Here is a 12,339-nt window from a genome sequence, read left to right on the forward strand (position 1 = left end):
CCTAAGTCTGTTTCATAGTTATAGAGTGTGACTTTACATCTTCATACTCTTAATCTTTTCTTCATCTGGTGTGACGCGCAAGGTTTTCTGGCCTGTATAGGTGACAAATCCTGGCTTGCCACCGGTTGGTTTGTTGAGCTTCCTAGTCTCAATCATATCTACTTGGACCAGATTAGAGAGTCTGGCCTTGGAAAAGTAGGCTGCTAGCTCGGCAGCGTCAGTCTTGACTTCATCGCTGGGCTGAAGATTGCCTGTGATGACCACATGACTGCCTGGAATATCCTTAGCGTGAAACCAAAGCTCGTCCTTCTTGGCCATCTTAAACGTCAGCTCATCATTTTGTAGATTGTTGCGGCCAACTAGGATAATGGTTTGGCCATCTGTTGCCAAATATTTCTCCGGTTTCTGCCTTTTCTGGATTTTCTCTCTCTGGCGCCGGCGGATAAAGCCAGTCTGGATTAGTTCCTCCCGAATTTCCGCAATCTCAGTCAGGCTGGCTTGAGCAAGGGCTGTTTCCACGCTCTCAAGATAGAGTATCGTAGCCTGCGTCTCCTCAATTAAGCTGGTCAGGTGTTTGACAGCTTCCTTGAGCTTCTGGTAGCGTTTAAAATAGCGCTGGGCATTTTGGTTGGGGGTTAGGGCCTTGTCAAGCGAGATGCTAATCTTCTCACCTGTGTAGTAATTGTCCAATTCCACCTGTTCCTGGTCATTGGGTACCTGATGGAGAAAGGTGGTCAAGAGTTCCCCTTTTTGGCGGAATTCTTCTGCATTCTCCGTTGCTAGGAGCTCTTCCTCTTGCTTGCCTAGTTTTTTTCGGTTCTTTTCCAACTCATTTTCTACTCGGCGGATGAGCTCGCTGGCTTGCTGATTGACCCGATCGCGCTCAGCCTTGTCCTTGTAGAAAGTGTCCAAAAGCTCGGATAGCGTGGACATTTGGGTCTTACTATCGGAAAATAGCAGAGCAGAGAAGGATTTTTCGGTCAGGCTTGGCTGAGTCGGACTGGCAAAGAAGGCTCGGAAAGTTTTGAGCTTGTCAGCGGTCAGACGACCACTGAGCTCAGTAGCCGTATCCCGACCCAATCCCTGAAAAATTTGCTGCAAGCGTTTGGGCTCTAAGTCTTCAGTATGTAAGATTTCAAAGAGCTTTTCATCGCCCACAGTGAAAGGATTGAGACTGCCTGTCTGAGGCGGTGCGACATAGGTTGAGCCCGGCAGGATGGTTCGATAGCTATTTTGCGAAAATCCGACATGTTTGATGGCTTCAATAATCTTACCGCTAGCCTTGTCCAAGAGAATGATATTGCTGTGCTTGCCCATGATTTCGATGACCAGAGTCACAGCCACGCTATCTCCGATTTCGTTCTTATTGGAGACGCTGATTTCCAAAATCCGGTCATTCTCCACCTGCTGGATTGCTTCAATAACAGCACCCTGCAGGTATTTGCGCATCACCATGATAAAGGTATTGGGAACAGCTGGATTTTCAAAAGTGGTCTCAGTCAACTGGACGCGCCCAAAGACCGAATGAGCTGATAGGAGCAGCTTGTGGCTTTGGCGGTTGCTCCGAATTTGTAAAACCAGCTCCTGTTCAAAGGGCTGGTTAATCTTCTGAATGCGGCCGCCCAGCAATTCGTGGCGGAGCTCCTCTGTCATGTGGTGTAAAAAAAATCCGTCGAAAGACATGTTTTTCTCCTTGAAAGTTGCTACAGAAAATTATAACAAAAAACCAAGCTAAAAGCTTCTAAAGTCTCGTTAAAAAGCAATTTAATTTTTGCCTATAATTGCCTCTATAAACCAAATCCGAACATTTTATAAAAATTTTCAAAAAGGTCTTGACATCTTTTCAGGAAAAACTTAAAATATAGGAAATTAGAAAAGTAGTAGATGTATTTGTTTTTAGCGAGCTTGTGGTTGGTGGAAATGAGCAACAAATCTTTACGAAATTGGGCTAATGGATAAAATGAATTTGAAACAATAAGAATTCGGTAGGCACACCTTACAGTGCAGCTTGTTTGATGACAAGACAGAGATATGGGAATACTAGCTATTTTCCATAATTGAGGTGGCACCGCGATTTACGCCCTCACACAGAATACCTGTGTGAGGTTTTTTGTTGCTTATTATAAAAAATAAGGAGAGTTACCTATGTTTAAACGATGGCGTCCCTAGGGATTAAACAGAAAAAATATAAAACATAGAAATGGAGAAAGAACATGAAAAACAAACGATTAGTAACTATCTTAGGCCTTTTGGCCGTTTTGGCAATCGGTGGGATTGTCTATTCCAGCTTGAACAGCAAAGGCAACACTACTAAGACTAGTAGTGACAGTCAGACAGTCAAGGTAGGTGTGCTGCAGTATGTCAGCCACCCTTCGCTGGATTTGATTTACAAAGGGATTCAGGATGGTCTGGCTGAGGAAGGCTATAAGGGGGACAAGATTAAGATTGACTTTATGAATGCTGAGGGCGATCAGAGTAAGGTCTCTACTATGAGCAAGCAGCTAGTCTCCAATGACAATGATGTGCTGATTGGGATTGCGACTCCGTCTGCACAAGGACTGGCTGCAGCTACTAAGGACAAGCCTATCGTCATGGGAGCTATCACAGATCCGGTCGGAGCAAATCTAGTGAAAAATCTGGACAAGCCAGGTGGCAATATCACGGGTGTCTCTGACCGCAATCCAGCTAAGCAACAGTTAGATCTGATTAAAAAATTGACTCCAGATGTCAAAACTATCGGTGCGCTATACTCTAGCAGTGAAGATAACTCCAAAGCTCAGGTAGAAGAATTCAAAAAATTGGCTGAAGAGGCAGGCTACAAGGTAGAGGAATACTCTGTTCCTTCGACCAATGAAATTGCTTCAACCATGAATGTCATGACTGGCAAGGTTGATGCTATATGGATTCCAATTGACAATACCATTGCTTCAGCTTTTGCGACAGTTGTGTCCAGCAATAAAGAAGCTAAGAAACCAATTTATCCAAGTGCGACGGCCATGGTAGAAGAAGGAGGTCTTGCCTCTGTCGTTGTAGACCAGTATGACCTAGGTGTTGCGACTGGTAAAATGGCAGCTAAAATCCTTAAAGGTGCTAAACCTGCTGATACTGCAGTAGATATTTTTGATACTGGTAAATCTGTTATCAATACCAAAAATGCCAAAGAACTTGGCATTACTGTGCCAGAAGATGTTTTGAAAGAAGCAGGACAAGTGATTAAATAGAAAGAAAGGGAGTCTGTTGTTTGACAGACTTCTTTTTCTCGATTGTCTCTTCTTGTAAATTCTTTAACTGAGCTTGCGAAATGTTTAGAAATCTGTTAGAATGAAATATAACTGAATAGCAATCTGCAAGACCAGTAACCTAGGGGAAGTTTAACAGGGAGGGGAGCCAGCGACTGAAAGCTCTCTAGATGAAAGCTAGGCGAATTCACTTGCTCTAGGATTGATAAGTAAGGTCTGGCTTGCCAGATAAAAAACGGATGGTACCGCGTGTCAACGCTCCGCTTATGGAGATTGGCGCGCTTTTTATTTTGGAGGGAAAATGAAGAAAACGATTGAAGAACAACTAAAAAGCCTGCGCGAAGAGACTCTGGCTTCTCTCAAGCAGCTCAAGGCTGAGAATCAAAAGGAACTGCAGGACTTGCGTGTAGCTGTCTTGGGTAAGAAAGGTTCGCTGACTGAAGTCCTGAAAGGGATGAAGGATATTTCAGCTGAAATGCGGCCGATTATCGGGAAGCACGTCAATGAAGCGCGTGATATTCTGACAGCAGCCTTTGAAAAGACTGCTCAAGAGATGGAAGAGCAATTAGTAGCTCTGAAACTAGCTGAGGAATCCTTGGATGTGACCCTGCCAGGCCGTCAAATTCCAGTAGGGAACCGTCATATTCTTAGCCAGACTAGTGAAGAAATTGAAGATATTTTCATCGGGATGGGCTATCAGGTCGTGGACGGCTTTGAAGTGGAAAAGGACTATTACAACTTTGAGCGGATGAATCTGCCTAAGGATCACCCGGCACGGGATATGCAAGACACTTTCTACATTACAGAGGAGATCCTGCTCAGAACCCACACTAGTCCGGTACAGGCGCGAGCTATGGATGATCATGACTTTTCTAAAGGGCCACTCAAGATGATTTCACCAGGACGTGTCTTCCGTCGGGATACTGATGATGCGACTCACTCCCACCAGTTCCATCAGATTGAAGGCTTGGTGGTTGGAGAAAATATTTCTATGGCAAATCTGCAAGGAACGCTGCAGCTGATTGTCCAGAAGATGTTCGGCGAAGACCGCAGTATCCGTCTGCGTCCGTCATACTTCCCATTCACAGAGCCGTCTGTTGAAGTGGATGTTTCCTGCTTTAAGTGTGGCGGTGCAGGCTGTAATGTCTGCAAGAAGACCGGCTGGATTGAGATTATGGGAGCTGGTATGGTGCATCCGCGAGTACTGGAAATGAGCGGCATTGATGCAGAGAAATACTCTGGATTTGCCTTTGGTCTCGGTCAAGAGCGGGTAGCTATGCTCCGCTACGGTATCAACGATATTCGTGGCTTCTACCAAGGAGATATTCGTTTTTCTCAGCAGTTTAAGTAGAAACCTGTATTCATAGATGCAGCTTTTCTGAGAAAGGAGTGCAGTATGCTAGTCAGAGTCAAAAAAGAAGAAGCGAACCTCCTGCGAGAATTGGAGGTCGCGACCTATCAAGAAACCTTTGGTCCTTTTATCAAGGAAGCTGATATGGCTCATTATTTTGACAATGAGCTGTCGCTTGCAACTATCGAAAAGGAGCTGGCAGATCCTGAGTCAGAGACCTATTTCGTTGTCAAAGAGGGTGAAATTGCTGGTTTTCTCAAGTTTAACTGGGGACAAGCTCAAACGGAGCAAGAACTGCCACAGGCCTTTGAGGTTCAGCGAATCTATGTCTTGAAAGTCTATCATGGTCAAGGTTTGGGCAAGGAAATGTTTGAATTTGCCTTAGAAGAAGCCGAGAAACGAGGCTTTGACTGGGTCTGGCTGGGCGTCTGGGAGAAGAATTTTAGAGCTCAAGATTTTTACTTCAAATACGGCTTTGAAAAGTTCAGCCAGCACGACTATATCACTGGTGAGACGGTGGACACAGACTGGCTGCTGCGCAAGAAATTGAAATAAACAAGAAAATTTAAAGAGAGGAAATGATACGACCTAAAAGAGTTAAATTTAGAAGATTTGTTTCTGAAATCAGGATTTCAGACAAATCCCTAAAATTTGGTCGCTTTTACCAATTGCCGTGGCAATTGGCCGGTCTTAATATCTTAAATATGCTAGTAAGTTATAAGTGGTTAAAAGAGTTAGTAGACATTGATGTGGCGAGCGCTGAGCTGGCTGAGAAAATGTCAACGACAGGAATTGAAGTGGAAGGTGTGACTTCACCAGCTGCTGGCCTGTCCAAAATTGTTGTTGGTGAGGTGGTATCGTGTGAGGATGTTCCAGATACCCACCTGCATGTCTGTCAAGTCAATGTCGGAGAAGAGGAGAACCGTCAGATTGTCTGTGGTGCTCCAAATATTGGCGTAGACATCAAGGTCATGGTGGCTCTGCCGGGTGCTCGCATTGCGGATAATTATAAGATTAAAAAAGGGAAAATCCGTGGCTTGGAGTCACTGGGCATGATCTGCTCTCTCGGTGAGCTGGGCATTTCTGATTCTGTCGTGCCAAAGGAATTTGCGGATGGTATTCAAATCCTGCCTGAAGAAGCAGTGCCAGGTGAGGAAGTCTTCTCTTATCTGGACTTGGACGATGAGATTATCGAGCTTTCCATCACACCAAACCGGGCTGATGCTCTGTCTATGCGTGGGGTGGCTCATGAAGTGGCTGCCATCTATGACAAGTCAGTACATTTCAAAGATTTTCCGCTGGTGGAAAATGAAAAGCAGGCAGCTGACAGTCTTTCAGTAGCCCTTGAGACAGAGAGAGCCCCTTACTATGCGGCTCGTATTTTGGAAAATGTCACTATTGCCCCAAGTCCTCAGTGGCTGCAAAATCTCCTCATGAACGAAGGAATCCGTCCGATTAACAATGTAGTGGACGTGACCAACTACATCCTGATCTACTTTGGTCAGCCCATGCATGCCTTTGATTTGGATACGTTTGAGGGTGACCAGATTGTCGTGCGGGAAGCGCGTGCTGGTGAAAAGCTGGTGACGCTGGACGGTGAAGAGCGGGAGCTTGAAGTTAGCGACCTAGTCATTACTGTCGCAGATAAGCCAGTTGCTCTGGCTGGTGTTATGGGTGGTCAAGCGACAGAAATCTCTGAGAAATCTAGTCGTGTCGTCTTGGAAGCAGCTGTCTTTGATGGAAAATCAATCCGCAAGACCAGCGGTCGCCTTAACCTGCGCTCAGAATCATCTTCCCGCTTTGAAAAAGGCATCAATGTGGCAACTGTCAATGAAGCTTTGGACGCAGCAGCAAGTATGATTGCGGATTTGGCAGGAGCGACTGTTGAGGCTGGTATCGTATCAGCTGGTAGCTTAGACACTAGCGATGTAGAAGTAGTGTCTAGTCTCGCGGATGTCAACCGTGTGCTGGGAACAGATTTACTTTATACAGATATCGTGGATGTCTTCCGCAGACTTGGCTTTGGCCTGTCAGGAAGTGCTGAACAGTTCACTGTCAGCGTGCCTCGCCGTCGCTGGGATATTTCAATCGAAGCAGACCTCTATGAAGAAATTGCCCGTATTTACGGCTATGACAAATTGCCAGCTAGTCTGCCAAAAGATGACGGGACTGCTGGTGAATTGACTGCAACGCAGCAACTGCGCCGTCAAGTACGGACCTTAGCAGAGGGAGCTGGACTGACAGAAATCATCACCTATGCTTTGACGACGCCAGAAAAGGCGATTGAGTTCACTCTCAATCCTAGCAACTTGACTGAGCTCATGTGGCCAATGACAGTGGAGCGCTCTGTTCTTCGTCAGAACATGGTTTCCGGCATTTTGGACTCCCTAGCCTACAATGTAGCTCGTAAGAATAAGAATCTAGCTCTCTATGAGATTGGAAAAATCTTTGAGCAGACTGGCAATCCTAAGGAAGAACTGCCAAATGAAATCAATAGCTTTGCCTTTGCTTTGACAGGTCTGGTTAATGAAAAAGACTTCCAGACCAAGCCAGTAGCAGTTGATTTCTTCTATGCTAAGGGTGTTGTGGAAGCACTCTTTGCTAAGTTAGGCTTAACAGCTGAATACGCGGCTAGCAACCAGATTAAGAGTTTGCATCCTGGTCGGACTGCTTTAATCTCTATCAATGGCCAGCCTGTCGGCTTTGTCGGTCAAGTCCATCCTGCGACAGCTAAGGCTTACGATATTCCTGAAACTTATGTTGCTGAGCTCAATCTGTCTGCTATCGAAGAGCAGATCCAGCCAGAACAGCCATTTACAGAAATCACTAAATTCCCAGCTGTCAGCCGTGATGTGGCCCTCTTGCTCAAGGCTGAAATCACTCACCAAGAGATCCTTGATGCAATCCTAGCGGCTGGTGTTAAACGCTTGACCGATATTAAGCTCTTTGATATCTTCTCTGGTGACAAGTTGGGTGTCGGCCTCAAATCTATGGCCTACAGCCTGACTTTCCAAAATCCAGAAGCTAGCCTGACCGACGAAGAAGTGGCTAAATATATGGAAAAAATCGAAAAATCTCTGACCGAAAAACTTGGTGCAGAGGTACGTTAATGAACGATTCCCCAGTCATGTGATTGGGGATTTTGATTAATACTTTTCGAAATCTTTTTCCAATCATAGTTGATTTACAGGTTCGCTTAGCTTTCTGTCTTGGTAAGCTTATTACTGGGATACGAGTAATGATGTAGACGACACGAGAATTATTCGAAATTGAAAATCAGTAGGAAAAGTAATCATGGAAAATTCAAACCAAATCTCCCAATGTCAGACTCTTTGGGCTAGAAATAAGTATCTGGTTCTCAGTCATTCCAGTAAGATCTATCTGGAAATTCGCCAGTATTTGAAAAGTGACTCGGTGGAAGCAGCACATGTCCAAGACTTAATTGACCAGGCGGTAGCCCTACCAGAAAACCGAGGTCAGGTCAGCAATGCCTTTCAGCATGTTTGGGGTTATTTTAAGAAAAAAGCCAGTACGATTGAAAAAGAAGATTTTATGCATCTTTTGCTTCGTTACCAATCCGGTCAGGCTGAGCAGAAAGACTTGGTAAGAGCTGTAAGGGATCTGCTAGTCAAGTACCCTAATCCTTATCTGCAGCAGTCGACCTTGTTATTTGGGGATGAGGCATGAAGCTCTGAAATCAAGGGAAAAGAATAAGTTTGCTCGTCTAGTAGCTTTGAGGATAATGCTAGCTATTATCAAAGAGACCACAATTGATCTTAAAAGCATTGAAAAAAGCGGTCACACCGCTTTTTTTGCTTATTCTCCCCAGAATTTCTGGGCGATTTCTTGACCTTGTTTGATTTTGACCCATTGTTGCTCAATGGTGAGTTCATTTCCAGAGTCACAAGAGGCGAAGCCGCATTGGTGGGAGAGCAGGAGACGCTCTTTCGGTAGAACGGTTGCTGCTTTCTCGAGCAGGTCTAAGACACGCTTTTCATCATCCAAGCCTGTCGTCTTACTGGAAAGCAGTCCTAAAACAACTTCCGCATCCTTGTCCTTCAAAGCTGCTAGGGCTGATACATCACCAGCTACATCGCTGTCCCACTCTAGGAAGTAGCGGTCATAGTGTTGGTTGCGCAGGAATTTTTCCGCGATAGCTTCGTAGGTACCCTCGGCAGCAGAGCGGCTTTCGTAGTTACCACGGCAGTTGTGGGTCCAGACAGTCAGTCCTAGCTCATGGGCGTAGTCTACGACTTCGTTATTAATAGCGACAAACTCGTCTGCTAAGTCAGCTAGACTAGCATTGCCCTCCGCAAAGAAGCTGGCAGGATTGGACTCGTCAAAAAGCTCCCAGAGACAGTCGTCAAACTGGATAATCTGTCCGCCAGCAGCCTTATAGTCGTCCAAAAATTCCTTGTAGGCCTGAATCAAGCCTTTTTTCAAATCTTCATTGGTCTCATAAACTTGTCCTGGTCCCGCCAAGCGGTCAAAGACAGCTAACTCAGTATAAGCATGGGCAGGTCCCCAGACAGTCAGCTTGGTATCTTCACCAGCAGCTTCTTCCTTGACTAGCTTATAAATCTCGATAAAGTGATGGTTTTTACCAGAGAGTGGTGCTGTGATGCGGATACCAATATCTTTCCGAGTCTCATATTGCCCACCGTCGTGGTCCTTGAAGGTATAGCCGTGGTCAGCAATGTAGCGCTCGATTCCCTTAAATCCCCAGACAAAGTCCAGATGCCACATGGACTTGGAGTATTCTCCATCCGTCAGGATGTCAATTCCCGTTGCCTTTTGCTCAGCAACAATCTCCTTGATGTCAGCTGTCTCCGTCTCATGGTAGCCTGGGAAGCTGTCGTAGAAGGGGTATTGAATATCATCGCGGTGCTCAATTTCTGTCTTATACTGGCGGAGATTTTCTGGGCGCAGAAGTGATCCAACCAGTTGAAATTTTGATTTTGTCATAAGATTTCTCACTTTCATTAGGGATTATGGTCTATTGTATCGAAAATTTCTCGGCAAATAAAATAGTTAATTCTGCTGGTAGGGTATATCCGAAAACTATTGCTAGCGCTTAATGTGTATTTTCCTTATAATAAAAACTGCTTTTTCTTGACAAATGAAACAGACAAGTGTAGAATATAAGTATAAACTACAAATGTAGAAAAAGGAGAAAGCGATATGACTATTACAAAAAAAGCCTTTATCGGAATTCTATCTCTGACAGCAGCAGTCCTATTAGCTGCCTGCTCAGGCAATACCAACCAAGGAGGGGATACTAGTTCATCACAGAATACTCAAGGCCAAACATCACAATCTGCACAAAATCAGCCTTCGCAGTCATCAGCTGCATCATCCTCTAATCAGCCTTCGTCATCATCAAATGCAGGGCAGGCAACAAATCTAGACGGGCGCTACCAAGCAACCGACCATGATGGCGACCAACATGTCCTAGAAATCAATGGTACGACTGGTACTTGGACTGAGACCGAGGTTGATGGTAGTAAGGAAATCAAGCAGGTACAAGTAGACGCTGCTAATCAAAGACTGATTGTCGGTGATGATGTCAAAAGTTACCGCCAAAATGGCAATCAGCTGATTGTGGACGAATTGGATGATGATACAGACACTCTGACCTTTACCAAGCAGTAAAGCGCTTCTCGAACTGCTCAGGACAACAGGATGAGCAGTGAGGGAATCAAACTAGGAAACTCTGAGAAAGGAGTTTCCTTTTTTATAAGAATTTTTCTTAAATGATATCAAAAATTTGACTTGAAGTGTGTTATTAGTTGTATAATAGTTACTATAAAGATATCAAAGGAGAAGAAACGATGAAATTGGCAGTTTATTCAAAAGCAAGTCAAGTTGGACTGACTGAGATTGATCGTCCGCAAATTATTGAGGCAGATGATGCCATTATTCGGATTGTTCGGACCTGTGTCTGTGGCTCTGACCTATGGCGCTACCGCAGTCCAGATATTGAAGCAGGCCATCAAAATAGTGGGCACGAAGCAATTGGAATTGTCGAAGAAATCGGGGATGCAGTAACGACTGTTAAACCTGGTGACTTCGTTATTGCACCTTTCACTCATGGATGCGGGCAATGTGATGCCTGCCGTTCAGGATTTGACGGCACCTGTGATTCTCATATTGGGAATAACTGGTCAAATGGGGTGCAGGCAGAATATATGCGCTTCGAATTTGCTAACTGGGCTCTAATCAAAATTCCGGGTCAGCCCTCTGATTATACGGAAGGCATGCTCAAATCACTCTTGACACTGGCTGATGTTATGCCGACGGGTTACCATGCTGCGCGAGTTGCAGATGTTAAGTCTGGTGATAAGGTGGTCGTGATTGGTGACGGAGCTGTTGGACAATGCGCTGTGATTGCTGCTAAAATGCGTGGTGCTTCCCAAATCGTTCTCATGAGCCGTCACGAAGATCGACAAAAGATGGCCTTGGAATCAGGTGCGACAGCTGTTGTGGCTGAACGTGGCGAAGAGGGAATTGCCAAGGTCCGTGAAATCCTTGGTGGTGGTGCAGATGCAGCTCTGGAATGTGTCGGGACAGAAGCAGCTGTTGATCAAGCTCTGGGAGTCCTTCACAACGGTGGCCGCTTAGGCTTTGTCGGTGTGCCTCACTATAATAACCGAGCTCTCGGTTCTACCTTTGCTCAAAATATTACAGTGGCAGGCGGAGCAGCCTCTGTCACGACTTACGACAAGCAAATCTTGCTCAAGGCAGTTCTTGATGGTGATATTAATCCAGGCAAGGTCTTTACAAGTGAGTACAGGCTGGATGAGATTGATCAAGCTTATAAAGATATGGATGAACGCAAGACCATTAAGTCCATGATTGTCTTTGATTAGGTAAAGAAGAAAACAGTCTTGCTGCGGTCTCTTTAAGATGGCAGTAGGCTGTTTTTGTATGGCTTGATAGGTATTTTTTAGGAAAGGGAATTCATTCTTTATGTTCTCTACACCAAGCTATCCACCTTGACCATTCGGCGGCCAGGTGGAGCTGGTGTTCTTTGATAAGGCTGTCTGGACAAAGGCTGGGGAATTCGACGCAGAATCGGGCTTCTAGACCTTTTTCTGTGTCGCGAAACTGATGGCGAATACCACCGATATTGCAACCATTCGCTAGACTGGCAGCACCAGCAGTTTGGAAGGGATAAGACGCATCACGAGGCTCCTCTATCTCAGCTTCACCACCAAGCTTAAGAAAAAACTGTGTCGGCAGCGGGCTATTTCCTGCAGTCTCAATGACTTCAAGTTTGTCCCCGTGCGACTGCATGGCATAATGGTCTGGACAGGCACCAAGATTGACTCGTTTATGAACATTTGTCTTTTCTAACATCAACTTTTCTAGCCATTTACTGAAAGAAGCGGCAGTCAGTCCACTTGCAAAAATCGTTACAACAGCTCTTTTTCGTGGTTTCTTGGACCATTTGGCCGCCCATTTCATTAAATATTGGCTCCATTTGAGTTTGGTTCCGATTTGCTGGATTAACTCTTCGTGTGTCAGCTTCATTTTTGCTTCCAGTAGGGCTTGGTCTAAAATCTCCATGTTGTCAGTATTCGGCAGCTGCAGATTAAGTATCTTAGCTGCTTTATGGATTCTCTTCTTCCGCCATTGCTCAATTCTTTCTTGACTGACTTCCTTTTGATTGATCATAATCTTCATTTTTAATCCTCTTGTTCTTGTCTTCTGCTTATATTTATTATATAGTGGGAGCTGGATGGTAGA

Annotated in this window: 10 protein-coding genes; 7 read left to right on the forward strand and 3 right to left on the reverse strand. The window is 45.1% G+C overall.

The features are described from left to right. Positions 1 to 33: 33 nt before the first annotated feature. The gene (gene fbpA, locus RSK81_RS04750) at positions 34 to 1,683 is read right to left on the reverse strand and encodes an Rqc2 family fibronectin-binding protein FbpA (protein ID WP_315687589.1); all 1,650 of its coding nucleotides are present in this window, start codon (positions 1,681 to 1,683) and stop codon (positions 34 to 36) included. Positions 1,684 to 2,213: 530 nt separating this feature from the next. Between fbpA and trpX the strand changes: the two genes are divergently transcribed. From trpX to RSK81_RS04775, 5 genes are all read left to right on the forward strand, one after another. After that, on the forward strand, positions 2,214 to 3,221 hold the full coding sequence (trpX, locus tag RSK81_RS04755; RefSeq protein ID WP_315687590.1) for a tryptophan ABC transporter substrate-binding protein: 1,008 nt from the start codon (positions 2,214 to 2,216) through the stop codon (positions 3,219 to 3,221). A 319-nt stretch (positions 3,222 to 3,540) separates the two neighbouring features. Beyond that, complete coding sequence (gene pheS / locus RSK81_RS04760) at positions 3,541 to 4,590, forward strand: phenylalanine--tRNA ligase subunit alpha (RefSeq protein WP_315687592.1); 1,050 nt, start codon at positions 3,541 to 3,543, stop codon at positions 4,588 to 4,590. 45 nt (positions 4,591 to 4,635) lie between these two features. After that, positions 4,636 to 5,145, forward strand: coding sequence for a GNAT family N-acetyltransferase (locus tag RSK81_RS04765; RefSeq protein ID WP_268688902.1), 510 nt, complete (start codon positions 4,636 to 4,638; stop codon positions 5,143 to 5,145). Between the two features lie 23 nt (positions 5,146 to 5,168). Continuing rightward, entirely contained in the window at positions 5,169 to 7,700 is a 2,532-nt protein-coding gene (gene pheT, locus RSK81_RS04770) for a phenylalanine--tRNA ligase subunit beta (protein ID WP_410530913.1), read from the forward strand. A gap of 184 nt (positions 7,701 to 7,884) precedes the next feature. Beyond that, the gene (locus tag RSK81_RS04775; RefSeq protein WP_268688903.1) at positions 7,885 to 8,277 is read left to right on the forward strand and encodes a YbgA family protein; all 393 of its coding nucleotides are present in this window, start codon (positions 7,885 to 7,887) and stop codon (positions 8,275 to 8,277) included. Positions 8,278 to 8,406: 129 nt separating this feature from the next. On the opposite strand, the gene RSK81_RS04780 is transcribed toward RSK81_RS04775, so the two are convergent. Continuing rightward, positions 8,407 to 9,555 (reverse strand): cobalamin-independent methionine synthase II family protein, encoded by a 1,149-nt coding sequence (locus RSK81_RS04780; RefSeq protein ID WP_315687594.1) that lies wholly within the window; start codon positions 9,553 to 9,555, stop codon positions 8,407 to 8,409. A gap of 216 nt (positions 9,556 to 9,771) precedes the next feature. Here RSK81_RS04780 and RSK81_RS04785 point away from each other — a divergent pair, with 216 nt between their 5' ends. Together RSK81_RS04785 and RSK81_RS04790 are read left to right on the forward strand one after the other, a co-directional pair. After that, positions 9,772 to 10,242, forward strand: a complete 471-nt coding sequence (locus tag RSK81_RS04785) for an SP_0198 family lipoprotein (RefSeq protein WP_125378219.1) — start codon at positions 9,772 to 9,774, stop codon at positions 10,240 to 10,242. A 179-nt stretch (positions 10,243 to 10,421) separates the two neighbouring features. Then, on the forward strand, positions 10,422 to 11,459 hold the full coding sequence (locus RSK81_RS04790) for a zinc-binding dehydrogenase (RefSeq protein ID WP_315687595.1): 1,038 nt from the start codon (positions 10,422 to 10,424) through the stop codon (positions 11,457 to 11,459). A 91-nt stretch (positions 11,460 to 11,550) separates the two neighbouring features. On the opposite strand, the gene RSK81_RS04795 is transcribed toward RSK81_RS04790, so the two are convergent. Beyond that, the gene (locus RSK81_RS04795; RefSeq protein WP_049553066.1) at positions 11,551 to 12,276 is read right to left on the reverse strand and encodes a hypothetical protein; all 726 of its coding nucleotides are present in this window, start codon (positions 12,274 to 12,276) and stop codon (positions 11,551 to 11,553) included. Between the last annotated feature and the right edge of the window lie 63 nt (positions 12,277 to 12,339).

The organism is Streptococcus sp. DTU_2020_1000888_1_SI_GRL_NUU_041A, assembly GCF_032387735.1.
Taxonomy (GTDB): domain Bacteria; phylum Bacillota; class Bacilli; order Lactobacillales; family Streptococcaceae; genus Streptococcus; species Streptococcus sanguinis.

Coding starts and splice junctions, on each gene's coding strand:
- RSK81_RS04765 (WP_268688902.1), top strand. CDS start 4,636: ATGCTAGTCAGAGTCAAAAAAGAAGAAGCGAACCTCCTGCGAGAATTG.
- pheS (WP_315687592.1), top strand. CDS start 3,541: ATGAAGAAAACGATTGAAGAACAACTAAAAAGCCTGCGCGAAGAGACT.
- pheT (WP_410530913.1), top strand. CDS start 5,169: ATGATACGACCTAAAAGAGTTAAATTTAGAAGATTTGTTTCTGAAATC.
- RSK81_RS04775 (WP_268688903.1), top strand. CDS start 7,885: ATGGAAAATTCAAACCAAATCTCCCAATGTCAGACTCTTTGGGCTAGA.
- RSK81_RS04790 (WP_315687595.1), top strand. CDS start 10,422: ATGAAATTGGCAGTTTATTCAAAAGCAAGTCAAGTTGGACTGACTGAG.
- fbpA (WP_315687589.1), bottom strand. CDS start 1,683: ATGTCTTTCGACGGATTTTTTTTACACCACATGACAGAGGAGCTCCGC.
- RSK81_RS04785 (WP_125378219.1), top strand. CDS start 9,772: ATGACTATTACAAAAAAAGCCTTTATCGGAATTCTATCTCTGACAGCA.
- trpX (WP_315687590.1), top strand. CDS start 2,214: ATGAAAAACAAACGATTAGTAACTATCTTAGGCCTTTTGGCCGTTTTG.
- RSK81_RS04780 (WP_315687594.1), bottom strand. CDS start 9,555: ATGACAAAATCAAAATTTCAACTGGTTGGATCACTTCTGCGCCCAGAA.
- RSK81_RS04795 (WP_049553066.1), bottom strand. CDS start 12,276: ATGAAGATTATGATCAATCAAAAGGAAGTCAGTCAAGAAAGAATTGAG.